This window comes from Psychrobacter sp. AOP30-A2-5 (genome assembly GCF_052378115.1).
Lineage (GTDB): Bacteria > Pseudomonadota > Gammaproteobacteria > Pseudomonadales > Moraxellaceae > Psychrobacter.
Genome location: NZ_JBQSXK010000009.1, coordinates 20,271 through 46,206, shown reverse-complemented (window position 1 = coordinate 46,206; position 25,936 = coordinate 20,271). Strand labels below are relative to the sequence as shown.

Below are 25,936 nucleotides of genomic sequence, written 5' to 3'. Positions count from 1 at the left end.
ACATTTTATAAAGATAAGTTTGTTGCCAGTTAAATCTTAGCAATCCACTCTTTAATCGTGCGCGCTTGCTCCGCCGCATTACCGATATAAGTGGCTGGCGTCATCTCACGTAGGCGCGCTTTATCCGCATCGCTCACCGCAGATAGCTCATCACTTTCAACGAATGTCAGCATGGCTTCGCGAGTCATCGCATTACCACGAGTCAGAGCTTTAAGCTTCTCATATGGGTTTTCAACACGGTAGCGACGCATAACCGTTTGAATCGGCTCTGCCAATACTTCTTGTGCATTATCCAAATCGTCGTTTAAGCGCTGGGCATTCAATTCAAGTTTGCTGACACCTTTTAAACAAGCATCATAAGCAATCATGCTTTGTGCCAGACCAACACCGATATTACGAAGTACGGTAGAGTCTGATAAATCACGCTGCATACGTGAAATTGGCAGTTTTTCACCCAAATGAGCCAGCATGGCATTAGCAACGCCCAAGTTACCTTCTGAGTTTTCAAAATCAATCGGGTTCACTTTGTGCGGCATGGTAGAAGAACCAACTTCACCATCTTTTAGGCGCTGTTTAAAATAGCCTAAGCTAATATATTGCCAAATATCACGGTTAAAATCGATTAGGATGGTATTAAAACGTTTGACAGCATCAAATAGCTCGGCGATATAATCATGCGGCTCAATTTGCGTGGTATAAGGGTTAAAAGTCAGCTCAAGACTTTCATCGATGAAACGTTCTGCATGTGCTTGCCAATCGACGTCAGGGTATGAGGCGTAATGAGCGTTATAGTTACCAACCGCGCCATTGATTTTACCTAATAGCTCTACTTGACCGACTTGTTTGATTTGACGGGCTAAGCGATAAGCGACGTTTGCCATTTCTTTGCCTAGCGTCGTTGGGCTAGCGGTTTGACCATGAGTACGTGATAGCATGGGTTGGTCAGCATGGGTAATCGCTAAATCAACGATGCTATCAGTCACTTCTTGCATTTTAGCAACCACAATCTCGCGGCTGTCTTTTAGCATTAATGCATAAGACAAGTTGTTGATATCTTCACTAGTACACGCAAAATGAATAAATTCTAATGAATCTTCAAGTGCTGCCTGACCACGGAACTTGTCTTTGATAAAGTACTCAACGGCTTTTACATCATGATTGGTCGTCGCTTCGATGTCTTTGATAGCTTGGGCATCTGCTTCACTAAAGTCATCAACGATACTGTTTAAAAAGGCATTGGTATCGGTATCAAATGCTGCCAATTCACCAATAGCGCTGTTATCAGCCAATGACTGTAACCAGCGAATCTCGACAGTGACGCGGGCTTTAATGAGACCAAATTCAGATAAATAAGGACGCAAGCTGTCAGCTTTGGAGGCGTAACGACCATCGATTGGGGAGAGTGCGGTAAGTAAGTTCATAATAATGCCTTTAAATTAAAAAAGTAAAAGTGATGAAAACTGTGAAATCACACAAATGAACACATCATATAAGACTGTGGTCAAAAAAATACGGGTAGTGTAGCAAATGTAGCCGTTGATAAAATCAAAATATGCATATAACGCCATTATTAAGGGGCATCGGGTGTATTAGAGTATGTCGTGCCATACTTAGTATTAAAGTAAAAACTACGTTTTGTCCTTGGATCTAAAATTGAGGTTACCGTTTTAACAGTACCGTTATTGCCGATAACGACACTGTCTGCGGCATATTCGCTTGCTTGATGAATTGGATTCGCAAGTTTTGATGTCACTATCGCGCGATTCACATTTTTTTCTTGCAAGACATCTTGTAGAACAAAGTGATTGATACTAAGGTTGGCTCGATTGGTCGCAGTGATTTTGTAAGCAATACATTGTCCTGGAGTTACTTCAGATAGGGCGGCTTGACTATAGGCAAGCTTGTTTTCTAGATTTGGTAACAATGAGGAGATTTTGCAATCGTTAAGTGCTTGTTCTTTTTCAAGGACTAAAGCTGTGTTCTTATCAATCACTCTGCCAAAGTTATTATTTTCATAGTTATACTTGTTAGTAGTTAAGGAAATAACAGTTTTTTCATTAGTAGTACGAATGGGATAAGTGCTACCACTATTTTCTTCAATCAGGCAGACAGTACTTTTGCCAGTTAGAGAAGCGATAGGTATTTTAATCTCATATTTACCGACAATATTAGTAGGAATATTGATAGTTTCAAAAGGAGCATTGGTTGTACAGTCAACCAGCTTGACTGTGCTACCTGCAATACCACTTTCAGCAGAGTCAAAAGTACCATTGAAGAAGTTGGTATTGTTATATATACCGCTGTCTATCGTAGCGTTATCTTTTTTGACATTGATGTCGCTATCGTTTATACCGCCATTATCATTGAATACAGTGCCTGAAAAGACGTAATTCAATGGTTCACTTTCTACCCCAAAGCTGATCCATTCATTAAAAGTTTCACCGACTACGTTACGCGCAATGCCGATATTACCATTCATAATACCTTCATAGGTCAAAGTCACAGCGTTCGCATTTCTTACCGCGACAACGTAATTGCTTTGACTATTTTCAATGCCATAACTGACATAAGTACCACCATTGGAAATAGCCGTATTAGATGAGAGTGCAGAATACGTGCTGCCATTATTGATACTTTTAATAATATTTTCAAAAGTTGGCGTCGGTGGTAAAACCCCGTTATTTGAGCTAAGGGCGACTAGATTGTTAGTTAAAGTAGGGCTATATGGATTTTGGCTACCAGTAGCACCCGCTAGATTAGTAATATTATAATAATATAAACCACTACCATTCACATTTGAGCTATCGGTACGCAGCTGCGGGTTGAACACAGCATTTTGTGAATTCAATTGAGTCGCATTAAGTTTGGTCCCCATAAAATAATCACCCATTGCATTATAGTAATAGGGGACATCTGGGTTGTTTTTGATAGTGGCTTGCACAGGTAGACTAATTTGACTATTTTGGGTAAAACTTAACGTTTGACGTGCAATTTCTGAGTTACCACCCATTGAATAGCTGGCTTGACCAATTTTTATGGTATGTATAGAGGCGTTATCATTAGGCGTAATAGTGAAAGTGTACTCAAATTTATCTCTATCAATACTAGTATTAGAATCATTCCTGATCTCAATACCATTGGTACGCGTACCACTAGACGGTGTTATCTCAGCATTACTGTTATAACCAATATTTTCATTGCGCACTAAAGTAAAACGACCAGTAGCACCAGAACCTGCTGCGATATAGGTGCCAGAAGCAGTACCAGTCGAAGCATTAGAGCTGGTAACCGTAATACTACCCAGCTCTGATGGTGCTGACTGTGCACTAAATGACGCAGCAATGAAAGTAAGCGTAAGACCTCTCTTTACCCATATCGAACAAGAAAATGAGATATTCAGCAAGGCGAAAAGGCGAGCGGTCATTCAGTATCCTAAAAAAAGACAAATCATTGTATTAATTAATGTTAAATGAGATGTCAAATCCCGCAAGGCGCGTCAATAGAGGCAATGACACCGCCGCCCAAACAAACCTCATCGATATAAAATACTGCTGATTGACCTGGCGTCACTGCCCGTTGCGGCGCATCAAATATCACTCGTACTTCTAAACCTTTATCATCAACAGAAAACACTCGGCACGCTTGGTCTGGCTGACGGTAGCGCGATTTTGCCATACAACGTAAACCTTCATCGGTAAATATATCTGCAGGCGGTAAACCATCGACCCAATCGAGCTTATAAGCTTGCAGCTCATTACTCAGCATCATGGGATGCTCATGACCTTGTCCAACGATCAAACGGTTGTTGTCCAAGTCTTTTGCCAATACGAACCAAGGCTCTTCTGGGCGATCTTTGACACCGCCAATGCCAATACCACCGCGCTGACCTAACGTATAATACATTAAACCATCGTGTTGACCGATAATGTGACCATCGTCAGTGACGATATCGCCTTTTTGTGCCGGCAAGTACTGTTGTAAAAAGTCTTTAAAGCGGCGCTCACCAATAAAGCAAATACCCGTTGAATCCTTTTTATTGGCAGTAATAAGATCATGTTCTTCAGCGATTTGACGAACCACTGGTTTTTCAAGCTCACCGACTGGGAACAGTGTCTTAGCGATTTTATCGCCGCCAACCGCATGTAAAAAGTAACTTTGGTCTTTATTGTTATCAAGCCCGCGTAATAGCTGCGCAACCTCAGTGCCATTAGCATTCGTATAGTTCATACTACGGCGCGTGTAGTGACCGGTGGCGATATAATCTGCGCCCAACGTCAAAGCATAGTCTAAAAATGCTTTGAACTTGATTTCTTTGTTGCACAAAATATCTGGGTTGGGCGTACGACCCGCTTTGTATTCGGCCAAAAAATGCTCAAAAACCCGATCCCAATATTCCATGGCAAAATTGGCTGTGTGTAGCTTCATACCGATTTTGTCACATACCGCTTGTGCGTCCGCTAGGTCGTCCATTGCCGTACAGTATTCGGTGCCGTCATCTTCTTCCCAGTTCTTCATAAACAGACCTTCGACTTTAAAGCCTGCTTGTTGAAGTAAAACGGCTGATACAGAAGAATCAACGCCACCTGACATACCGACAATCACGTGCTTGGCGCTAGGATTTTCGATATCGGCAAGTGTTAATGGACGATGAGTCGTAAAAGACTCGGAAACGGCTATGCTTGAGGTATCTTGTATGGCTGACATAAAGCGGCTCAACTATTTGTACGTTCTCCAAAATAGATATTGACGCCAAAAATTATGCCATTGCTACAATAGGTAGTCTCAGCAGAACGACGTCAGCTTATCTTTTGGATCTGGTATTATGATAAAATAAACGTCATATTATACCAGTTAATTGAAACTGGTGGCGACCGATGGTGTCTAGGCATTGGTAAAATCGCTTTAGAAATTTAGATAGTGGTTTTGAATTATTTTAATCACGTTTCACTCATCTTGGAATAATAATGATAAAAATTGGTCAAGGTATCGACGTTCACGCTTTTCACAATAATGGTCAGCAGCAGCAATATGTGGTGCTAGCAGGTGTGCCTATTGAACACACGCACAGCTTGCTTGCACACTCTGATGGAGATGTGGTGCTGCATGCGCTTGCTGATGCACTGCTTGGTGCATTGGCGCTTGGCGATATCGGTCAGCATTTCCCTGATACAGATGCTGCCCATGCAGGGTTGGACTCGCGGGTGCTGCTACGTTATGTCTACAGTAAAGTGCAAGAGGCTGGTTATAGTCTAGGCAACGCTGATATCACTGTGATGTGTGAGCGTCCAAAGCTGGCACCGCACAGCCAAGCCATGCGTGATAATATTGCCAGTGATTTGCAGACTGCGGTCAATAATATCAGCGTTAAAGCCACCACCACTGAAAAGTTAGGCTTTACAGGTCGGCAAGAGGGCATTATGGCCAATGCCGTGGTATTATTAGTGCCTAATGTTGTCGAATCTAGATAGCTTGGATCGGGTGTCATCGCTGTTTGAGCACTCCGAGTCATATTGACTGGGTCAGTTGCGCGCAGATTTTATCTATGTAGATTTTATATATATAGTCTATAGAGTTGTACTTGTAATACCGTGGCGCTTGCCCCATGTATCAGCCATCTCTTTTCTCAATCATTTTGTAATATCAATCACTGTTTTCAATGAACCGCTTTATCAATAGGAGCTTTTATGAGTGAACAAACCCCAAATACTGCTGCAAACGACGTTGAACAATTGATCCGTGATCAAATCCGTGACAATAAAGTTATTATTTATATGAAAGGCACGCCGCAATTTCCGCAGTGCGGTTTTTCTGCTAAATCGATTGAAGTTCTTACTCAAATCGGTCGTCCATTTGCGTTTGTAAATATTTTAGAAAACCCAGAAATCCGTGCGACGTTACCTAAAGTGGCTAATTGGCCGACTTTTCCACAGTTGTGGATTGACGGCGAATTGATGGGCGGATCAGACATTATTTTGCAAATGTATCAATCAGGCGAGCTTAAGCCATTGGTTGAAGCAAACAGCCCTGCTGCATAATGCTGAAAACACTTATCTAAGCTTTTTTATTATCAAGCTGATAAGTTTTAACAATAAAAGCTCGAGCCAGTCCTTAGATGGGCGCTCGGGCTTTTATTGTTTTTGTCAGTATTGACCCCATATATGGCTCAACAGCAAGCATTATAAAAACATAAATAATGAGAGAGTATTATGAGCAATCAACTAATAGAACAACAAACACCTGAACCGGTATCTGCTGAGCAAGCGACCATAGAGAAACGCCGTGAGCATTTAAAAAATGAATCCACGCGCATCATTGAAATTGCTGGCAATGAGCCACATTCAGCCCTGAAATGTATTCATCAGCTTAGCGTGGCAGGCGGCGCAACAGAAGCCACTTATATTGCGATTGAGCAGCGTATCGTTGCGGATCAAGATTCTGCGGGCGCTTATCATTTGGCATTATTGGCACAGAATACGCCAGATTTACCTATCGATGCGCGTCAACTTATCGAGATGGTCGTTAATAAAGGTAATAACCAGCAGCGTTTGGCATTGCTAAAAAACTTGCTGCTACCGCCAGTGGACATGATTAAAGAGCAAATTTTGGCGAGTAATGATGGCGATGCTATTGGCTTGATGAATGCTTATTTGCAGATCAATCCAGAAGGTTATGGCAGTCAGCATATGCTGAGCAGTGGTCAATCAGATCAAATCGTACCGCTGAGCCCTGGTAACTAGGCGCTAATTATTAAGTTACTAGTTACTAAGTTTAAAAATGATGCTTAACACTTAATGTAAATAGTTTCTACTGCGGCGTTTTTTAAGCATCAAAAAATTGTTATAATGATGGGTTAGCAATCCAATATCTAGCGGCTTTTCCAAGTCGTTAACTTTTTAAATCCGACTGACGTTTATTTGCTGATGACCATGCTATTTAGCCATAAAATTCTGGTAATGATAGTTTTTGGCTAAAAGCAGCGTTATGAGTCAAGTGAGGCGTATATGCAATACCCAAAAAATTACGACGTGGTAGTGATCGGTGGTGGTCATGCTGGCACAGAAGCTGCTTTGGCAGCCGCACGTATGGGCGCGCAGACCTTGCTGTTGACACATAATATTGAGACGCTCGGGCAGATGAGTTGTAACCCTGCAATTGGTGGTATCGGCAAATCCCATCTGGTACGTGAGATTGATGCGCTTGGCGGTGCAATGGCATTGGCAACGGATAAGTCAGGCATTCAGTTTCGTGTGCTTAACAGTCGTAAAGGTGCTGCCGTTCGTGCTACGCGTGCGCAAGCAGATCGTATTTTATATAAAGCCGCCATTCGCCATACGCTTGAAAATCAGCCAAATCTTGATATATTCCAGCAAGCAGCTGATGATATCTTAGTTGAAAATGGTCGTGCGACGGCAGTGGTTACTGCAACGGGTATTATCTTTAATACGCAAACGGTGGTACTGACTTCAGGAACGTTCTTGGGCGGGGTGATTCATATTGGTCTCGAAAGCTCAAAAGGTGGTCGTGCAGGGGATCAACCTTCTATCAAGTTGGCTGATCGTTTACGTGAGCTTAAGCTGCCAGTCGGTCGTCTAAAGACAGGTACGCCAGCACGTATTGATGCACGTAGCGTTGATTTTAGTGTGATGACCGTACAGCCGGGCGATACGCCACTGCCAGTCATGAGTTATATGGGTGATGTGTCGATGCATCCAGAGCAGGTCAATTGCTACATCACCCATACCAATGCGCGCACCCATGACATCATCCGTGAAAATTTAGACCGTTCGCCGATGTTCTCTGGCAAAATCGAAGGTGTGGGTCCACGTTATTGTCCGTCAATTGAAGACAAGATTCATCGCTTTGCAGATAAAGACAGCCATCAGATATTTATCGAGCCAGAAGGTTTGACGACACATGAGCTATATCCAAATGGTATATCAACAAGTTTGCCGTTTGATGTGCAGTTAGAGTTTATTCATAGTATGAAAGGCTTAGAAAACGCGCATATCACCCGTCCAGGCTACGCGATTGAGTATGATTATTTTGATCCGCAAAATTTGAAACCAACGCTTGAGACCAAATCTATCGATCGTCTTTACTTCGCTGGGCAAATCAATGGTACGACTGGCTACGAAGAAGCTGGTGTACAGGGTTTGCTAGCAGGTACCAATGCGGCATTGGTTACTACTAATAATAGTGAGTTTGAAACGTGGACACCGCGCCGTGATGAAGCCTATCTTGGCGTGCTCGTTGATGATTTGATTACCCATGGTACGACTGAGCCATATCGTATGTTTACGAGCCGCGCAGAATATCGTCTACTATTACGTGAAGACAATGCAGATCAACGCCTAACTGAGACGGGTCGCAAGCTTGGTCTAGTAGATGATGTGCGCTGGCAAGCGTATCAAGAAAAAATGGAGGCGATCACAACGGAGACCTCACGTCTCAAAGATATGTGGGCAACCCCTGCTAATACGTTGGGCAAAAAAGTCACAGAGCAAACGGGCGAGGTGCTGTCAAAAGAATCAACTGCTTTTGATTTGCTCAAGCGTCCGCAGATTCATTTTGCTGATATCGCTGCCATCACTGATTCGCAGGTCGATACACAAGTAGGCGAGCAGATAGAGATTTCTGTCAAATACGCAGGCTATATTGATCGTCAGCAAGAAGACATTGATCAGATGAAACGCCTAGAAAATACAGCGCTACCACTGGACTTTGATTATAGCGTGGTATCGGGATTATCGAATGAAATTGTACAGAAATTGACGCAAATACGTCCTGCGACGCTTGCTCAAGCAGGACGCGTGAGCGGTGTGACGCCTGCAGCCGTTCAATTATTAGCTATGACAGTGAAGAAACATAAAAAAGCGAAGGCCGCGCTAGATTCGTAATAGTAGTATAACTAGTATAACAAAAGCCCATAGCGATATATCGTTATGGGCTTTTGTTTGTTAAAAATACAGCCGCTGTTAAAAGAAAATAGAGCAGGCGCTTGTCTTACTTGCTATTTTGTCTCTATACTAGGTTATAAAACTTAATGATTACTTGTTAATTTATCTCGCTGATGTCCATATCATGATGGGCTTGTCAACGAACTGAGCCTATTTATGATTGATGCTATTGTCTTTGCTATTACCATTGTCTTGCCCAACCTTGCCTTAATGTGGTTGGGTTTTTTTATGCAGAGACGCGGTGAGGCGAGCCAGACTTTTATTGACCAAGCATCGAGCTTTGTCTTTAATTACTGTTTACCCTGTTTGCTTTTTTTTAGCGTCGTTGATAGTGATGTCGATTACAGCAAACAAATCACGCTGATAGTGGCTGGTATTCTGGTGACATTCATCTTGTTTATAGGTGCAGAGATTTACGCCAAATATTTTGTGAGCAAACCGGCTGATCAAGGGGTGTTTGTACAAGGGATATTTCGGAGTAACATGGCTATTATTGGACTGGCAACGGTTGCTAATGCCTACGGAGAACGTGGCTTAAGCATCGGTGCTGTCTATATGGGTGTGGTGACGATACTGTTTAATATCTTAGCGGTTATCACTCTCAGCCGTGTTTCCAAAAGTGTGGATGATACTTGGCTCAGTCGCAGTACCATGATTATCAAAAAACTATTTACCAACCCACTGATTATCGCATTGGTAGCAGCATTTGCTTATAAGGCGTCACCGCTGCCGCCTATTACAGGTGTGATTCATACGACTGGCGATTTACTGGCCGCGGTGGCATTGCCCTTAGCATTGATTTGCGCCGGTGCCAGTATTGATTTGAAGTCGATGTTGCACCCTTCAGGGCTGTCCATGCAGGCGAGTATCGGACGTATTATTGTTGCGCCATTGATTGCCATCGCTATTGGATTGGGATTTGGTCTATCAGGTGTGCATATGGGTGTGTTGTTTTTGATGGCAGCCTCACCAACAGCCGCCGCCAGCTATGTAATGGCAAAAGCCATGGGTGGCAATGATGTGTTAGCTGCTAATATTTTGGCTTTTACCACCGTCGTAGGTATGTTTGGAATGGCGATTGGTGCGGCAATATTACGCGGGTTGGGATTAATGTAGTAGCCGTTTTGGCGTGATAAAACATGTTCTAATAATAAATCTATAAATAGGAGTACTCAAATTGCAATTACTAAACAAAGCAATCGTGACCGAACATCTCAATATGCAATCTGCCATTGGGGCGATAGAAGCATTGTTACATCAACAGGCAGCGCACCCCAACTGGATCAAAGCGCCTGAACGTTTGGTCATTGAAACTTTTAGTGAAGATGACACTCATCGCTCAGGTTCGCATTTATCAATGCCCGCGACGATTTATGATGGTAAGAATGAGTATACCGCGGTAAAATTGGTCACCATTTGTCCTGATAATCCGAGCCGAAATTTACCAACCACAACGGCGATTATTACCGTGTCAAACAATGATACTGGTGAGATATTGGCAATTATGGATGGGATTTATATTACTCAAGTGCGTACGGCGGCATTGTCAGGCATTGCGACCAAATATATGGCAAGCGCTGACTGTCAAAGTGTGGCGGTGGTCGGTTGTGGTGGCATGGCTTATGAGCAATTACATGCGGTTTTGACGGTACGTCCTGAGATTAAAACAGTATATTTATGGAATAGAAGCAGGGAAGGCGCTGAGATTTTCAAAGTGAAATTTACTCGTGAGTATCCGCAATGGGACGTTACTATAACGGTTTGCGAAAATATCAATGATGCTATCCGTGATGCAGATGTTATCAATGTCGCAACCCGTGCAACAGAAGGTTTGTTTGATCTCAACCATATTAAATCTGATGCACACATCAACGCAGTCGGCGCCTATCAGCCTTCAATGAAAGAGATAAGCAATGATGTCATTGCAAACAGTCGCATGGTCGTTGTCGATGATTTGGTTGGCAGTCGTCATGAAGCGGGCGATTTAATCCAAGCTCACGATAGTGTCGATTGTGCATGGACATGGGACGACCTCAGTGGTGACTTACAAGCGCTAGTCACAGGGGCGCTACAAGAAAAAACCGCTAAGTCTAATCATGGTGTTACGTTATTTAAATCGGTTGGTGCAGCCAGTTTTGATGCAGCAGTCGCTCTATATGTCGCACAACAAGCCGCACAAAAAAATCTTGGCTCGTCAATTGAATGGTAAGGCCGTCTGAATAACAGTACGTAAAGATTGCTGTATTTTTATTATGTAGCAAGCCAAAAAAAGCCCTCTTTCTAAATAAGAAAGAGGGTTTTTTATATTGCTTTAAACGTTAAATTAATACGCCCCCAGCATATTTTTAGAGCGTTTATTAATTTGAATTGTCTTTATTGCGTTTGTCTTCGCGCCGCTGCTTACGTTTTGGGCTGGTGCGGTAGGTCAAATAACCACCGACAGCCATCACCGCAAGAAAGGCCACAATGTACATAAATATTGATGAGCCAATAAGCAGTGAGGCACCGATAATAGGAGTTGCATCCATGTCAAACATCCAGCTAAGGTTTATTAATAATTATGCAAGTGTCTGATTTCATTGTAAAGTAAATAAATTTAACTCAGGTGTAAGTTCCAGTGAACGCATGCGCGCTGCCTGATCGTAAACGTTAGCCGTCACAATCAGCTCGTCTGGCTCATACTGAGCAAGGAATGCCGCCAGTCTCGGTTTCACAGTTTCTACAGAACCTATGAATGACACTGACAATGCGCTATCCACCATCATTTTTTCAGCAGGGCTCCAGATACTGTCCATATCGTGAGTAGGTTTCGGCATTTGACCTGTCTCACCACGGCGCAAGCGTACGAAGCTTTGCTGCGCAGAGGTAAAATGATACTGTGCATTAGCATCGTCATCGGCGAGTAGTAAATTGGCTGCTAGCATGACATAAGGCTTGTCCAAATAGGCTGATGGTCTGAACTGTTCACGATAGGCTGTAATCGCTTGCCCAAGCATTTGCGGTGCAAAGTGTGAGGCAAACACATAAGGAAGTCCTAGATGCGCCGCTAACGTAGCCCCAAAAAGAGAAGAGCCTAATATCCAGATAGGAACGTTTGACTTTGCCCCAGGAAATGCCTGTACTGGGCTATTATCTGTACCGTTCCCTAAAAAGTACATCAATTCTTGAACGTCTTGCGGAAAGCGATCAGCATCTTGCATCTGACGGCGTAGTGCCTGAAAGGTTGCGCCATCAGTACCCGGCGCACGACCCAGCCCTAAATCTACGCGATCACCATATAATGCCTGCAAAGTGCCGAATTGCTCAGCGATGACGAGCGGTGCATGGTTCGGAAGCATCACACCACCAGCACCAATACGTATATGCTTGGTTTGGCTACCGATATGCGCTAGTAGTACTGACGTCGCTGCACTGGCGATGCCCGGCATATTGTGATGCTCTGCCATCCAATAACGGTTTAAGCCGAATTTTTCTGCTTGCTGTGCTGTCTCAACCGTTTGGGCAATGCCCTCAGCGATGGTTTTACCTTCAGGCACGGGTGCTAGGTCTAAAAAGGATAAGGGAATAGCGTTACTCATAAATCACCTATTTTTATGATGCCGCCTTTCAACGACATGGTTATATGGTTATATTGGTATTTGATTCTAGTTATAAAAGAGACTAGCGACAGCAATGATAAACCAGCACCTCAAGAATCTAGTACTAATTCAATATTGCTGTAACTAGTCGTTCAATAGTTCATATAATGGGGCGGTTCTATTGAATATAAAGGTTATAAGTTAAGACGATAACAAATCTTAATAATGGGGTAGAGTTATAAGAATCACATGCGCGGCAGTCGATTTTGAGTAGAAATGAGAATAGAAAATGGCATCATTATCTGTTGATAACGATGCCATTGACGTTTAGTGAAAATATGAATGAATGGTTCTTTACTGGCTAAATTGTTTTTGACACAGTTCCATAAATGCTCGACCATACTGACGAATTTCTGCATCATCACGTACCGCCATCCAACTGGTAAAGCGCCCAAAGTGATCGACAGGTATCGCAGTTAAATTTTGATAGTGACTCGGTTCAAACGCCATCTCTGCGATAATGCCGATACCCAAGCCCAGACCTACGTAAGTACTGATTACATCAGCATCGAGTGCTGCTAGCACGATATCTGGTTCCAATCCTGCTTCTTCAAAAGTTTTGTCAATTGCACCGCGCCCCGTAAAGCCACCGTGATAGGTCACAATCGGATAGCTGGCGAGGGTCGGCAAATCCACAGACTCGTGATTGGCCAGTTCGTGATCGCTTGGCACAATGACGCGATGCGTCCAGTCATAATAGCGATAGCAGCGTAAATAATTGTTATGAAGTAAAGACTCGGTTGCAATGCCAATATCTGCCTGCCCGCGAATGACCATCTGCGCGATGGTCTCTGGATCCGCTTGTTGTAGTATTAGGTTGACTTTGGGGAAGCGCTCTTTAAACTCTTTGACGACTTGCGGCAATACATATCGCGCTTGCGTGTGAGTGGTGGCAATCGTCAACGTGCCAATATTCGGATTATTAAAATCGAGACTTAGGTTTTCAATCGTACGGATCTCGGCGAAGATAGATTCGATATGCGGCATTAGTGCTGTACCCATGGTCGTAAGACCCGTTAGGCGTTTGCCTTGACGGACGAATACTTCCGTTTTGAGCTGATTTTCAAGTGCCGCAATATGTTTTGATAGGCTAGATTGGCTGGTGTGCAGTACGGTCGCCGCCTGACTTAAGTTATAGCCATTAATCACCGTATGCCATACTGTCTCCAACTGCTTGAGCTGAATCTGTAAATGCCGCTGATTGACCACTACGTCGATTGCCATAACTAAATCCTATTGTATAAATATACAAACCCTGTCTGTATACAAAAGTGAAAATGTACAAATATGCAGTAAGCAGGTAGTGTAAAACAAAGTGTTTATTCTTGTATATACTTAATGGTTATCTATTTATGTTTATTTGGAATATAGAATAAGTCGTTTGTCCGTTGCTAGAAGTAAACCATTACAATAAAAAAACCCTCGATTAAAGAGGGCTTTTTTAAGATAAAGGCGTATCTATTTCAGTGGGTTTTAGCGAAAACGATCCGCATTCATGACTTTATTCCAAGCATTCACAAAGTCTTTAACGAATTTCTCTAAGTTGTCATCTTGTGCGTAGAGCTCAGCATAAGCGCGTAGGATAGAGTTAGACCCAAACACGAGGTCTACACGGCTGGCTTGCCATTTCAGATTGCCAGTAGCACGTTCACGTACTTCATAGAGAGCAGAGGCGTTATTATTGTCTGTCTTAACGGGATGCCAAGAATAGCTCATGTCTGTCAAGTTCACAAAGAAGTCATTGCTAAGTGTTCCAGCACGCTCAGTAAAGACCCCTTGTTGGCTCTGAGCGTAGTTGGTATCCAAGACACGCATACCACCGATTAAAACGACCATTTCAGGTGCAGTCAAGCCCATCAGCTGAGTACGATCTAATAGCATCTCTTCAGGTGATATGGCATAGCTGCCTTTGATCCAGTTACGGTAGCCATCATGTCGTGGCTCTAAATCAGAGAAGCTCTCTGTTTCAGTCATCTCATCGCTCGCATCGCCACGACCCGCATCGAATGGCACTTCAATTTGAACATCTGCATTAGCTGCTGCTTTTTCAATGGCGGTGTTACCAGCGAGTACCACTAAATCTGCGATGCTGACGTCTTTATCAAAGTTCGTTTGAATGGCAGTGAGCGCCTCAAGTACGCGAGCCAATTGCTCAGGCTCATTACCTAGCCAGTCTTTTTGCGGGGCTAAACGAATGCGTGCACCATTGGCGCCGCCGCGATAGTCTGAGGCGCGGAATGTACGAGCGCTATCCCAAGCGGTAATAATAAATTCGCGATGGTCGATACCACTGCCTAGTATCTGTGCTTTTAAGATTGCAATATCATCAGCGCTCAGATTAACATTGCCTTGTGGAATTGGATCCTGCCAAGTGAAGTCCTCGCTTGGCACATCCGCCCCTAAATAGCGAGATTTTGGCCCCAAATCACGATGGGTAAGCTTAAACCAAGCTTTTGCAAATACTTCATCGAAATATTCTGGATTTTGATGAAAGTTCTCTGAAATTTTACGATAAGCAGGGTCTTTAATCATTGCCATATCAGCATCGGTCATGATTGGGTTGCGGCGTACACTTGGATCATGTGCATCTAAAGGCCGATCCTCTTCCTTGATATCGATAGGCTCCCACTGCCAAGCACCAGCAGGACTCTTAGTCAGTGCCCACTCATGATTTAGCAATAACTCAAAATACTCATAATCCCATTGGGTTGGATGCGTCGTCCATGCACCTTCGATACCACTTGAGACGGTGTCGCCAGCATTGCCTGTACCTTTAGGGTTGCGCCAACCTAGACCTTGCTCTTTGATGTCAGCCGCTTCTGGCTCATCTTCTAATAAGGTAGCGTCACCATTACCATGACATTTACCAACCGTGTGACCGCCAGCAGTCAAGGCGACCGTTTCTTCATCATTCATTGACATACGAGCAAAAGTTGTACGAATATCTTGTGCCGTTTTAATAGGATCGGGGTTGCCGTCGACGCCTTCAGGGTTGACATAAATCAAGCCCATCTGTACCGCTGCTAAAGGGTTTTCTAGTGATTCACGCTGATTATCATCTTCATAACGATTTTTGGTAGCCGCCAGCCATTCACGCTCGGAACCCCAATAGATATCCTTTTCTGGATGCCAAATATCGGTACGTCCACCAGCGAAACCTAACGTCTTAAAGCCCATAGATTCATAAGCCATATTACCCGCTAGTATCATCAAATCTGCCCAAGAAAGTTTGTTACCATACTTTTTCTTGATTGGCCATAATAGACGACGTGCTTTGTCCAAGTTGACATTGTCTGGCCAACTGCTTAATGGCGCAAAGCGTTGATTACCAGTGTTAGAACCACCGCGGCCGTCAGAGCGTCGATAAGTACCAGCAGAATGCCAAGCCATACGAATCATCAACCCACCATAATGACCCCAATCTGCTGGCCACCATGGTTGTGACTCAGTCATTAGATTTTTTAAATCTTGCTTGACGGCTTCTAAATCTAATTGCTTAAAGGCTTCTGCATAATCAAAGTCAGGATCCATTGGATTGGTTTTGTGATCCTGCTGATGCAAGATATCTAAATTTAAGCTATTCGGCCACCAGTCGGTTGCTGCCGAGGCGTTCGTAGTATGCGCTTGGTGCATGACAGGACAGCCACCCATGCTTGGACGTTGTGGCTCGTGCGAAGTATCTACATTTTCACTATGAATGGTTGGTCCATGACCATCTCCTTTATCATAAGTGGTGTTACTTGCAGCATCTGATGTTGAGTTTGAGTTAGTCATCATGTGGCTCCTAGGCAGTAATCAGATAAATGGCAATCGAGTGTGTTATTTACTATTGTTTGCAAAAATCATTTGTCATCTCTAGCATATAGAAGAATGATTGATTCAGGGAACTAATTTATACAAACATATTGTTTTATAAAATAAATGGTATATCAAATAATGTTTTAATTTATGAATATATAAAAGTAAGAATGTAGCAAGAATTTCTGGTTATTAAAGCATGAATTATTAATAACTTATCAGGATAATGATTGGCTAATCACAAGAGAAAGGGGTTTATATAAAAGGGTTGTGATGCAAAATGCGATATTTTCCTTATTTTTATACCCATTCTTAATATGAAAGTAAACCCTAGTCTATAAGTTAGGTTTTATTCACTAGTAGAAAGAAAGGTTAATGCAAAAATATCGTTAGAATGTCTAGTCAAGGTCAGCGTTCTCAAGTACCATAATTCAATTTTGTTGTAATGGCTGTATTTGTGCAACGTTAAGCAATTTTTATCGATCCCGTTTATCAGTGCTATTTATCAGTATCAGTTACCGATAGATGATACTAATGATTGATAAAAATTGTGCGCGGTTGTGTTCTTTTTCTTAAGTGCTAGTGAGCGATTATGTCTGCTGTCAAATCTGTGCCACCCAATCAATCAGCTGTCAAAAAATCATGGTCTGATGCATTGAAATCTTTTTCAGATATTCGTGTGATGATTATGTTATTTCTTGGATTTTCAGCAGGTGTACCTATTCTGTTGGTTTTTTCAAGTCTATCACTATGGCTTAGTGAAGCGGGTTTAGAAACCGGTGTGATAACAATGTTTGGTTGGGCAGGTCTTGGTTATTCGTTTAAGTTTATTTGGGCGCCGTTGATTGACTCAATGCCACTTCCTTTCTTAACTAAATGGCTAGGTAGGCGTCGGGCATGGATGTTTATGTCACAACTGATGATACTGGTTGCTATTTTTACGATGGCTAGTGTTAACCCTGTTGCTGAAAACGTCCTTTGGGTTATGGCGCTTGGTGCTGTTTTGCTTGGTTTTTCATCAGCTACTCAGGATATCGTTGTTGATTCTTATCGTATTGAGTTGGCAGGGTTTGAATTGCAACCTACGTTGTCTTCAGTATATGTCGCTGGTTATCGTATTGGCATGATTGTCGCAGGCGCAGGCGCACTTTATTTAGCAAGTTATTTTGGCTCTTCTGAAGAGCTTTATAATTATGAAGCATGGCGCAATACTTACTATACGATGATGGGTGTCATGTCAGTCGGTTTATTAACGACGTTTGCTATTTATGAGCCAGCAGCACAGTCATTAGAAATATATAAACAAAAAAGAAATTTAAAAATATTTTCCATATACGCGGCTTTTCTCCTTATCCCTGGTGTGATTTATGGATTGCCAGTATTCGTCAGCACCTTTGCAACCAGAGTATTGAGTAGGCCTTTAACGTTAATACCTATTGAGTACTTGCCAGCGATTAATATGTATTTCTTGATGGTAATGGCATGCGCACCTTTCTTACTGATATTTTTTATTTTAAATCAACCCAAAATAGTGAACAAAATTGACTCAGTTGTACAGTCTCGTGATGACAATATTAGAATATTATTCTTATTTATCTTGTCAGTTTTTGCGTTTATAGGCGCTTTTGTATTTATAGGTAAAATATTCCAAGCTCCTGATGACAGTGTTTTTCTAAAGTTTTTGATAGAAGTAGTGAGATTGTTGGGTAGTGTGGCTGTGGCTATGGTTGTGGGATATGCGCTTATATCAGTCGGGCTGGCAAAAAAAGAGGTGGCAAAAAGATTGTGGGTAGAGCCTATTGCTGATTTTTTCCGTCGCTATGGTAAGCAGGCAATACTGTTGCTATTGTTGATAGGTTTTTATCGTGTGTCAGATATTGTCGCAGGCAATCTATCAAACGTTTTCTACGCTAAGATGGGTTTTACTAAAATTCAGATTGCTGACGCGGTCAAATTTCTGGGATTGTTTATGACGATTGCAGGTGGATTTTTAGGTGGCCTTGTTGCTCAAAAAATGAAGATGATGCATGTCATGTTGATTGGTGCTATAGCATCGAGTACAACCAATCTTCTATTTATTCTATTGACCTATCATCCTGGTGATATGAATTATATGTACCTAGCAGTGGTTGTTGATAATTTGGCAGCAGGTTTTGCGACTGCTGTTTTTATTGCATTTTTATCAGCGCTTACTTCAGTTAAGTTTACCGCTGTACAGTACGCTATATTTTCATCACTCATGACTTTGTTTCCAAAAGTACTGGGTGGGTATTCAGGTGGCATTTCAGACAACATTGGATTTGCCAACTTTTTCTTAATCACATTCTTGATTGGGATACCTGTCTTGATACTTATTTATTTGGTAGACAAGCATGTGGTTATTGGTAGCAATGACGATCCAGTTGAACTTTCTACCAAACTTGAGTAATCAATTTTAATAGGTGATGAACTATATATGACAGCATCAAGTATTCGTCAAATAAAGCAGCACATTCAGCAATTGACGAATGAGACTGCAAATAGCAAGCTACCGTCATTTTGGCTAACAGATTGGCTGTTGTATGTCGTCGAGAAGCCTGCGATATTTTTAATAACGGATGAAGATTACCAATTAACTGATAGTGAATTTGAGCAATTCAATGCAGGTGTAAAAAAGATGCAGCAAGGAATGCCACTTGCGTATTTGACTGGTCAGCAAGAGTTCTGGTCGCTGATATTTACTGTTAATGAGCACACTTTAATTCCGCGACCTGATACTGAGATACTGATTGAGCAAGTATTAACTTGGATAAAATATCAGCCAAACAGTGTCAGCAGCCCAAAACGGTTATTGGATTTAGGGACGGGTTCAGGTTGTATTGCGATTAGTCTTGCACATGAGTTAAATACGCAGCGTTCAGACAGTGAGGCAGAAAGTTGGCAAGTCGTTGCGGTGGATATGTCGCCAGAAGCGCTCAAGGTTGCTCAGCACAATGCAGTTATCAATGATGTTGCTGATATTGAGTTTATACAAAGCAGTTGGTATGACGAGCTGCCCAGTCATGGCGAGCTATTATTTGATGTGATTGTGTCCAATCCTCCTTATATCGATGAGGAAGATGAGCATTTAGCACGCCTTGTAGCCGAACCTATTAGTGCCTTAAGTGCTTCCAATCATGGGCTTGCCGATATAGAGCATATCGTAGGACAGTCACCGAAATACTTGCGTGTCGGTGGGCTACTGGCTATCGAACATGGTTTTGACCAAGGTGATGCCGTTCGCAAGTTGTTTGTAGACAGTGACTTCGAATCTGTGCGTACAGTACAAGATTATGGTGGTAATGATCGTGTTACGCTGGGTCAAATTAAGTCATCAGATTTTTGTTAGTAGACTTTTTTAATAATAGGTTATTGGTAATAAATATGGCGCACACATCAGATGAAGGGCAGTTGTTGGATGAAGAGCTGCTGCGTTATGCAAGGCAGATATTATTAGACGGTTGGGATATTGACGCTCAACTACGCTTAAAATCAGCTCGGGTGGTTATGATAGGGGCAGGCGGGCTTGGTTGTCCTGCTTCTGAGACGCTGGTGCGTGCAGGACTTGGGCAAATTCATCTGATAGATGATGACATTATTGAAGCCAGCAACTTGCAGCGCCAAACGCTGTTTTTACCTGAGGATATCGGTCAAACTAAGGCGCTAACAGCGGCGCACATGTTAGAGCGTATTAACCCTTTCATTACCGCTCGCGGTACAGTTGCAAGATTGAGTGAAGATAATGCTTATGAATTGCTCGATATGGCGACAGGCAAGCCTGATTTGCTTTTAGATTGCACCGATAATTTTGCTACGCGTGATGTCATCAATCGTATTAGCGTGCACTATAAAATCCCGCTATTATCTGCCTCAGCGATTGCGATGCAAGGTCAGTTAGCCTTATATGAGCCGCAACTAAACACTGGTTGTTATCATTGCGTGTTTGGTTCGGTAGTACTTGATGCAGCGGCTGATGAGCGTACGTGTGCCAACTCAGGTGTGCTAGCGAGTACCACTGCTATCATGGGTAATTTGCAAGCGAATGCTGCCCTGCAGTATTTGGGATTAACCAAAAATCCACTGACAAATAAGCTATTAGTATGGGATGGTAGCCAGATGCAGCAACGGCTGATGGGCTATCGCCAAGATGCCGCGTGTCCTGTCTGTAGTAGTCATTAGTGATTGTTCATTAGTGGTTGTGTTGCTTGTTATTATTTATGATCGCCTATTCTCAAAAACCTTCCTTATGACCATAGTTGTTTTTTATGAAAATTCATCGTCCGCATTTATTAAAGCATACCTTCAATGTCATGAACCGTGTTCGCCAAACAGCCAGCGTGGCAGGTTTATCTGCGCTGAGAGTGGCAAAAGGTGAAAAGCCTGATGCCACATTATTAAAAGAAACGTTTGAGCAATTGGGCACGACTTATATCAAGATTGGTCAGTTTATCGCCAGTACGCCGTCACTGTTTCCACGTGAATATGTAAAAGCTTTTCAGAGCTGTTTGGATCAAACCACGCCATTATCTTATGCTTATATTGAGCAGGTATTGAAAGAAGAGTTGGCCGTTGATGGCATGACGCTTGATGATAAGTTCGCCCATATCGACTCAAAGCCACTAGCATCAGCTTCTATTGCGCAAGTGCATGCGGCACGGTTGCATAATGGCGATGAAGTCGTATTAAAGGTGCAAAAGCCTGACGTCGAGACCATTATGCAAACGGATTTGGGCGTATTGCATGGGGTGACTAAGTTACTTGAGATTCTGATGCCGTCGATGAAGTTTGCCAGTATTGCGCCGATTATCGATGAGATTCGCCTGCGCATGCTTGCCGAGACAGACTTTATCGCTGAGGCACAAAACATCCGCGATTTTCAGCAGTTCTTAGCCGTATCAGGTAATACGCGCGTGGTAGCACCCAACGTATATGAAGAGCTGACTACCAAGCGTGTACTAACCATGAGCCGCTTGTACGGCGTATCTATGGTCGATGAGTCGCTCATGCGTCAGTATTGTGCTGATCCTGCGCAAGTCATGGCGGATACCTTAAATACGTGGTTTGCCAGTCTCATGCTGTGCAACAGTTTCCATGCTGACCTGCATGCGGGCAATTTGATGCTATTAACCGATGGTCGTATTGGCTTCTTAGATTTTGGTATTGTCGGTAAGCTAAAAGCTGAGAGTTGGCGTGCATGCATGGGTATGATGCAAGCCATGCAGGACAGTGACTATCAAGCGATGGCGCGCCATATGATTGATATGGAAATGACCCATGGTGGCAATAAAGTCGATGTAGTGGCATTGGGTAATGATTTGCAGCGTATGATGAAGACTATTATGGCGGAGGACAAATCCTTTATCAGTGGTGTGCCTTTTAATAGCAAAGAGCAAGCCGATGAGCTAAATAAAATGATGCTTGAGATTGTAGAAGTCGGTAAGCGCCATGGCATACATTTCCCACGTGACTTTGCTTTATTGACCAAGCAGATGCTCTATTTTGACCGTTTTATGCGTACGCTGGCACCTGATATGGATATGTTTAGTGATCAACGCGTACAAATGCTAGGACACACAGAAACAGATGTGACCATGTCACCAACAGTAAACGTATCGTAGTTTTCGCTTGTATGTTTGATTATTAATCTGCCGCTGCTCTTGAATGCTCTAACACAAAGGATTGTGTGCTAATTGCCGCAAAAATGGCTCTGTCATGATGACTGCTCTCAAAAGCCGTGCTTTTCCTCATATTACCAATGAAGCTGCCATTGCCTGTATCGGTATGTACTGCATGGCAGTCGTCATGGGCTATGGGCGTTTTTTGTTTACTGCCACCTTGCCCGATATTATGGTGCAACTTTCGATTTCAACGACGATTGCAGGCTGGCTTGCCTCTATCAATTACATCGGTTATTTTATCGGTGCCCTCATCGCCATGTTTGTGCCTCAGCGCTCGACGTGGCAAGCGCTGACACTGTGGGCAATTATAAGTGTCGTCACAACGATGCTACTTGTCGTACCCGATATGTCATTAACTCTATGGTATCTCATTCGTCTAATCGCAGGTATTGCAAGCGGGGTAGCGATGATTTTAAGCTCATCGTTTGTTATTCAAAGCTTAAGTCCTGAACGCCGCTCTGTACTGTCGGCAGTACACTACGCAGGTATTGGTGTGGGCATCAGTGCCTCTGCCATACTGACGTGGTGGTTGTTAATATTGGGCTATCATTTTGATGTCATTTGGTTGGTAGCAGGCTTTACAAGCTTACCTCTGTTATGGCTACTCTATGCGGTAAAACCAAGACAAACAAATGGTTCCGACTTGCTGCGGACTGATCCTAAACAGCACGTGTCAGTGCATCAAACCTATTTGAGCTTTAAGCGCGCTTTGTATGAGGCCATTGCTGGTCATCGTAAGGCTATTGCTTTGCTGTCAGCGAGCTATGTACTGGCAGGATTCGGTTATATTACCTCTGCGACCTTTTTGCCAGTCATGGCAGCACAGCGGCTCACGACGCAGACGTATGCTGGATTGCTCATTTGGCTAGTCGTTGGTGTGTTTGCGATGTTATCAAATCCACTGTGGGGCGCACTTGCCAAACGAATTGGTGAAATAAAAACATTAATAGGTTTAACAATATTACAAGCATTTGGCATGTGCTTGCCCATATGGTTCGACGGCGCTATTGGGTTGTATGGTAATGCTGCTATTTTAGGGCTGACATTCGTAGGTATGGTGTCGATGACGCTCACTTTGATTAAAAACATCAATCCTGCTTACTCAAATTTGCTGATAGGATTGGCAACTTTGGCTTATGCATTGGGTCAGTTCTTGGGACCATTGGTGACGGTAGCATTGGCAGGGCAGGACGACAATTTCAATGCAGGGCTACTCGTTGCCGCCGCTGGATTGATGGTTGGATTGGTGCTGTTACTATTGTTTCGTCGACAGCCACCGACTACCATTTAAACGACACTACTAAACCACACTACGATTAAATATTTCTCGCAACTCAAAACTGGTATGCACTTGAGCAACACCTTCGATACGATTGAGCCTATGTAATAAAAACTCCTCATAATGTGCCATATCGCGTACCCTTACCTTGATAAGGTAGTCTTCCGTACGACCCGTGACAATGCTACAGCTAATGACTTCATCAAAGCTCTGAATCTTGCGCTCAAATTGCTCAAAGCGCTCAGCCGTATGGCGGTCCATACTAATCGCGATAAAGACGGCGAGCGGGTAGCCAAGTTTTTGCGCATCTGTTTTGGTGTGATAACCTGTGATAATACCAGCATCTTCTAAGCGTTTAATACGGCGTGCACAAGGCGTGGCTGACAGGTTGACGCGTTCGGCAAGCTCGGTGATACTCATACGTGCCTGAGTTTGCAATACGCGCAAGAGCTGTCGATCGATCTCATCAATATCGGCTAAATATGGACTATCCAGATGACTGTTTGGCATGATCTGTTGCTTTATTAGTGAATTCAGCTAATTATACTGAGTAAATTGTATTTTTTCACTAAAATAGCGCCATATATTATCAAAGAAAGCTGATTTCTATTGCATAAACTCTGATATTATTATGGTATAAACATTGGTTATCTCGTATGATAAACATTGATCTAATCACCAGCCGTCCAGCTAAAAACATAAATTCCCATATCATCTAAGGATTGATTATGTCTGACCAAGCCAAACGCACTGTAGCTTCAACGACTGCAAAGATTACACCCAAAAATGCCGCTTTTGATTATAAAAAGTATCGTCCATTTGCTTTTGCGCCATCGCTGTCAGATCGTACTTGGCCGAGCAAAACGATTGAAAAGTCACCAATTTGGGCAAGTGTGGATCTGCGTGATGGCAATCAAGCACTGATTGACCCGATGACGATCGAACAAAAAATGCGTTTTTTTAAAACGTTGGTTGAGGTTGGTTTTAAAGAAATTGAAATTGGCTTTCCATCAGCGGCGCAGGTTGAGTTTGATTTTGCTCGTAAACTTATCGAAGAAAATCACGTCCCAGACGATGTGACTTTGCAGGTATTGGTACAGGCTCGTGAGCATTTGATCGCCCGTACGTTTGAGTCATTGAAAGGCGCGAAGCGTGCGATTGTCCATGTTTATAATTCAACGTGCCGTGTACAACGTGAAAAAGTCTACGGTAAAGACAAAGCCGAGATTAAGGAAATTGCCATCACTGGTGCCAAGCTATTACAGCAGTATGCGGCTCAGTATCCTGAGACGGAATGGGTATTCCAGTATTCACCAGAGAGCTTTAGTCAAACAGAAACTGAATATGCTGTAGAAGTCTGTGATGCGGTCTGTGAAGTATGGCAACCACAACAAGGGCAGGAAGTAATTTTAAACTTGCCAGCGACGGTTGAAGCGTCTATGCCTAATGTTTTTGCCGATCAAGTGGAGTATTTCTGCCGTCATCTTGCCCAGCGCGAGCATGTCATTATCAGCTTGCATACACATAATGACCGTGGCTGCGCGGTTGCAGCAGCAGAGCTTGGGGTATTAGCGGGTGCCGATCGTATCGAAGGTACGCTATTGGGTAATGGTGAGCGCACGGGTAATATGGATATCATGGTCATGGCGATGAACTTGTTTAGCCAAGGTATCGATCCAGAGCTTGATTTTAGTAACATGAGCGAAATTGTACAGGTGGTCAGCGAATGTAACAATTTGCCCTTACATCCGCGTCATCCATACGTCGGCGAATTGGTCTTTACGGCCTTTAGCGGCTCACATCAAGATGCCATTAAAAAATCTCTCGATTATAACGAAAAGCATCAAAACGAGACGGATAACGTTTGGGATGTGGCTTACTTGCCAATTGATCCAGCACATATTGGTCGTAGTTATCAGGATGTGGTACGTATCAATAGCCAGTCTGGTAAAGGCGGTGTGGCTTATATCTTGCAGCGCAACTATGGCTTTAATTTGCCGCGCTGGATGCAAATTGATTTTAGCGGTGTGGTACAGAAGCAGGCTGAATCAGCTGCCCGTGAATTGCAGAATGATGAAATTTTACAGACCTTTGAAGACACATATCTACAGCAAGGCAGTTTTGAGCTATTAGATTATACGGTCAATAATAAAGGCGGTGAAGTCTACTTTAATGGTCAAGTACAAATGAATGGGGACATCATTAATATTGATGGCACTGGTAATGGTCCATTATCATCGTTTATTGACGGCCTTGCCCAGCACACGGGTAAATCTATCCATGTCATCAACTACGCTGAGCATGCGATTAATCCGCAGCACAATAGCGGTGATGGCATCGATGATGATACCAATAATGACAACAAGACCAATGCCAACGCCGCTGCTTACATTCAGTTGAATGTTGATGGTGAAGTTTATTCTGGCATTGGCACTTGCAGTAGTACTGTATCAGCGATGCTTAAAGGCGCATTATCAGCGTTTGCTCAAGCAGTTAGCACTGCCGCTGCTTAATATTTTTATGGTCGTTTTCATAACTTTTACCTATAACGCTGTCGCTTCTTGTCTT

At 43.0% G+C, this 25,936-nt stretch carries 20 protein-coding genes; 12 read left to right on the top strand and 8 right to left on the bottom strand.

The genetic code is table 11. The features are described from left to right. Positions 1-29: 29 nt before the first annotated feature. The 3 genes from purB to mnmA form a co-directional block, all read right to left on the bottom strand. Positions 30-1,421 (bottom strand): adenylosuccinate lyase, encoded by a 1,392-nt coding sequence (gene purB, locus ACT3S4_RS08210; protein WP_201553726.1) that lies wholly within the window; start codon positions 1,419-1,421, stop codon positions 30-32. 149 nt (positions 1,422-1,570) lie between these two features. Then, on the bottom strand, positions 1,571-3,424 hold the full coding sequence (locus ACT3S4_RS08205) for a hypothetical protein (RefSeq protein ID WP_087815217.1): 1,854 nt from the start codon (positions 3,422-3,424) through the stop codon (positions 1,571-1,573). A 53-nt stretch (positions 3,425-3,477) separates the two neighbouring features. After that, the gene (mnmA, locus tag ACT3S4_RS08200) at positions 3,478-4,704 is read right to left on the bottom strand and encodes a tRNA 2-thiouridine(34) synthase MnmA (RefSeq protein ID WP_087815219.1); all 1,227 of its coding nucleotides are present in this window, start codon (positions 4,702-4,704) and stop codon (positions 3,478-3,480) included. Positions 4,705-4,964: 260 nt separating this feature from the next. Here mnmA and ispF point away from each other — a divergent pair, with 260 nt between their 5' ends. The 6 genes from ispF (at position 4,965) to ACT3S4_RS08170 (ending at position 11,166) form a co-directional block, all read left to right on the top strand. Then, entirely contained in the window at positions 4,965-5,468 is a 504-nt protein-coding gene (gene ispF / locus ACT3S4_RS08195) for a 2-C-methyl-D-erythritol 2,4-cyclodiphosphate synthase (protein ID WP_045446213.1), read from the top strand. A gap of 216 nt (positions 5,469-5,684) precedes the next feature. After that, positions 5,685-6,035, top strand: coding sequence for a Grx4 family monothiol glutaredoxin (grxD, locus tag ACT3S4_RS08190; RefSeq protein WP_045446215.1), 351 nt, complete (start codon positions 5,685-5,687; stop codon positions 6,033-6,035). Positions 6,036-6,206: 171 nt separating this feature from the next. Then, a complete protein-coding gene (locus tag ACT3S4_RS08185) occupies positions 6,207-6,737 on the top strand; it encodes a hypothetical protein (RefSeq protein ID WP_087815221.1) in 531 nt (176 codons plus the stop codon). A gap of 264 nt (positions 6,738-7,001) precedes the next feature. Then, positions 7,002-8,897, top strand: coding sequence for a tRNA uridine-5-carboxymethylaminomethyl(34) synthesis enzyme MnmG (gene mnmG / locus ACT3S4_RS08180; protein ID WP_087815223.1), 1,896 nt, complete (start codon positions 7,002-7,004; stop codon positions 8,895-8,897). A gap of 216 nt (positions 8,898-9,113) precedes the next feature. Then, on the top strand, positions 9,114-10,073 hold the full coding sequence (locus ACT3S4_RS08175; protein ID WP_087815225.1) for an AEC family transporter: 960 nt from the start codon (positions 9,114-9,116) through the stop codon (positions 10,071-10,073). Between the two features lie 61 nt (positions 10,074-10,134). After that, positions 10,135-11,166, top strand: coding sequence for an ornithine cyclodeaminase family protein (locus ACT3S4_RS08170; protein WP_087815227.1), 1,032 nt, complete (start codon positions 10,135-10,137; stop codon positions 11,164-11,166). Between the two features lie 148 nt (positions 11,167-11,314). Here the strand turns inward: ACT3S4_RS08170 and ACT3S4_RS08165 are convergent, their stop codons facing one another. From ACT3S4_RS08165 to katG, 4 genes are all read right to left on the bottom strand, one after another. After that, on the bottom strand, positions 11,315-11,485 hold the full coding sequence (locus ACT3S4_RS08165; RefSeq protein WP_176393081.1) for a hypothetical protein: 171 nt from the start codon (positions 11,483-11,485) through the stop codon (positions 11,315-11,317). A gap of 48 nt (positions 11,486-11,533) precedes the next feature. Next, positions 11,534-12,535: an LLM class flavin-dependent oxidoreductase gene (locus tag ACT3S4_RS08160; protein WP_087815229.1), complete on the bottom strand. Its 1,002-nt coding sequence runs from the start codon at positions 12,533-12,535 to the stop codon at positions 11,534-11,536. 354 nt (positions 12,536-12,889) lie between these two features. Then, the gene (locus ACT3S4_RS08155) at positions 12,890-13,819 is read right to left on the bottom strand and encodes a LysR substrate-binding domain-containing protein (protein ID WP_045446223.1); all 930 of its coding nucleotides are present in this window, start codon (positions 13,817-13,819) and stop codon (positions 12,890-12,892) included. 249 nt (positions 13,820-14,068) lie between these two features. Continuing rightward, the gene (gene katG / locus ACT3S4_RS08150) at positions 14,069-16,246 is read right to left on the bottom strand and encodes a catalase/peroxidase HPI (protein WP_201555040.1); all 2,178 of its coding nucleotides are present in this window, start codon (positions 16,244-16,246) and stop codon (positions 14,069-14,071) included. 739 nt (positions 16,247-16,985) lie between these two features. Here katG and ACT3S4_RS08145 point away from each other — a divergent pair. From ACT3S4_RS08145 to ACT3S4_RS08125, 5 genes are all read left to right on the top strand, one after another. Further along, complete coding sequence (locus ACT3S4_RS08145; protein WP_087815232.1) at positions 16,986-18,821, top strand: AmpG family muropeptide MFS transporter; 1,836 nt, start codon at positions 16,986-16,988, stop codon at positions 18,819-18,821. 27 nt (positions 18,822-18,848) lie between these two features. Beyond that, positions 18,849-19,760 carry a peptide chain release factor N(5)-glutamine methyltransferase gene (gene prmC / locus ACT3S4_RS08140; protein WP_087815233.1) on the top strand — a complete coding sequence of 304 codons (912 nt, stop codon included), beginning with the start codon at positions 18,849-18,851 and terminating at the stop codon, positions 19,758-19,760. Positions 19,761-19,795: 35 nt separating this feature from the next. Beyond that, positions 19,796-20,590, top strand: coding sequence for a HesA/MoeB/ThiF family protein (locus ACT3S4_RS08135; RefSeq protein ID WP_087815234.1), 795 nt, complete (start codon positions 19,796-19,798; stop codon positions 20,588-20,590). 86 nt (positions 20,591-20,676) lie between these two features. Further along, positions 20,677-22,029 carry an ABC1 kinase family protein gene (locus ACT3S4_RS08130; protein ID WP_444760858.1) on the top strand — a complete coding sequence of 451 codons (1,353 nt, stop codon included), beginning with the start codon at positions 20,677-20,679 and terminating at the stop codon, positions 22,027-22,029. Positions 22,030-22,123: 94 nt separating this feature from the next. After that, positions 22,124-23,380 carry a YbfB/YjiJ family MFS transporter gene (locus tag ACT3S4_RS08125; RefSeq protein WP_444760857.1) on the top strand — a complete coding sequence of 419 codons (1,257 nt, stop codon included), beginning with the start codon at positions 22,124-22,126 and terminating at the stop codon, positions 23,378-23,380. Between the two features lie 9 nt (positions 23,381-23,389). Here ACT3S4_RS08125 and ACT3S4_RS08120 read toward each other — a convergent pair whose 3' ends face one another. Further along, a complete protein-coding gene (locus ACT3S4_RS08120; RefSeq protein ID WP_201559817.1) occupies positions 23,390-23,878 on the bottom strand; it encodes an Lrp/AsnC family transcriptional regulator in 489 nt (162 codons plus the stop codon). Positions 23,879-24,096: 218 nt separating this feature from the next. Here ACT3S4_RS08120 and leuA point away from each other — a divergent pair, with 218 nt between their 5' ends. Beyond that, positions 24,097-25,881 carry a 2-isopropylmalate synthase gene (gene leuA / locus ACT3S4_RS08115; RefSeq protein WP_444760856.1) on the top strand — a complete coding sequence of 595 codons (1,785 nt, stop codon included), beginning with the start codon at positions 24,097-24,099 and terminating at the stop codon, positions 25,879-25,881. Positions 25,882-25,936: the final 55 nt, after the last annotated feature.

Excerpts from the sequence above, each read along its gene's own strand:
- purB (WP_201553726.1), bottom strand. The coding sequence starts at position 1,421 with ATGAACTTACTTACCGCACTCTCCCCAATCGATGGTCGTTACGCCTCC.
- ACT3S4_RS08205 (WP_087815217.1), bottom strand. The coding sequence starts at position 3,424 with ATGACCGCTCGCCTTTTCGCCTTGCTGAATATCTCATTTTCTTGTTCG.
- mnmA (WP_087815219.1), bottom strand. The coding sequence starts at position 4,704 with ATGTCAGCCATACAAGATACCTCAAGCATAGCCGTTTCCGAGTCTTTT.
- ispF (WP_045446213.1), top strand. The coding sequence starts at position 4,965 with ATGATAAAAATTGGTCAAGGTATCGACGTTCACGCTTTTCACAATAAT.
- grxD (WP_045446215.1), top strand. The coding sequence starts at position 5,685 with ATGAGTGAACAAACCCCAAATACTGCTGCAAACGACGTTGAACAATTG.
- ACT3S4_RS08185 (WP_087815221.1), top strand. The coding sequence starts at position 6,207 with ATGAGCAATCAACTAATAGAACAACAAACACCTGAACCGGTATCTGCT.
- mnmG (WP_087815223.1), top strand. The coding sequence starts at position 7,002 with ATGCAATACCCAAAAAATTACGACGTGGTAGTGATCGGTGGTGGTCAT.
- ACT3S4_RS08175 (WP_087815225.1), top strand. The coding sequence starts at position 9,114 with ATGATTGATGCTATTGTCTTTGCTATTACCATTGTCTTGCCCAACCTT.
- ACT3S4_RS08165 (WP_176393081.1), bottom strand. The coding sequence starts at position 11,485 with ATGGATGCAACTCCTATTATCGGTGCCTCACTGCTTATTGGCTCATCA.
- ACT3S4_RS08160 (WP_087815229.1), bottom strand. The coding sequence starts at position 12,535 with ATGAGTAACGCTATTCCCTTATCCTTTTTAGACCTAGCACCCGTGCCT.
- ACT3S4_RS08155 (WP_045446223.1), bottom strand. The coding sequence starts at position 13,819 with ATGGCAATCGACGTAGTGGTCAATCAGCGGCATTTACAGATTCAGCTC.
- katG (WP_201555040.1), bottom strand. The coding sequence starts at position 16,246 with ATGGGTGGCTGTCCTGTCATGCACCAAGCGCATACTACGAACGCCTCG.
- ACT3S4_RS08145 (WP_087815232.1), top strand. The coding sequence starts at position 16,986 with ATGTCTGCTGTCAAATCTGTGCCACCCAATCAATCAGCTGTCAAAAAA.
- prmC (WP_087815233.1), top strand. The coding sequence starts at position 18,849 with ATGACAGCATCAAGTATTCGTCAAATAAAGCAGCACATTCAGCAATTG.
- ACT3S4_RS08135 (WP_087815234.1), top strand. The coding sequence starts at position 19,796 with ATGGCGCACACATCAGATGAAGGGCAGTTGTTGGATGAAGAGCTGCTG.
- ACT3S4_RS08130 (WP_444760858.1), top strand. The coding sequence starts at position 20,677 with ATGAAAATTCATCGTCCGCATTTATTAAAGCATACCTTCAATGTCATG.
- ACT3S4_RS08125 (WP_444760857.1), top strand. The coding sequence starts at position 22,124 with ATGATGACTGCTCTCAAAAGCCGTGCTTTTCCTCATATTACCAATGAA.
- ACT3S4_RS08120 (WP_201559817.1), bottom strand. The coding sequence starts at position 23,878 with ATGCCAAACAGTCATCTGGATAGTCCATATTTAGCCGATATTGATGAG.
- leuA (WP_444760856.1), top strand. The coding sequence starts at position 24,097 with ATGTCTGACCAAGCCAAACGCACTGTAGCTTCAACGACTGCAAAGATT.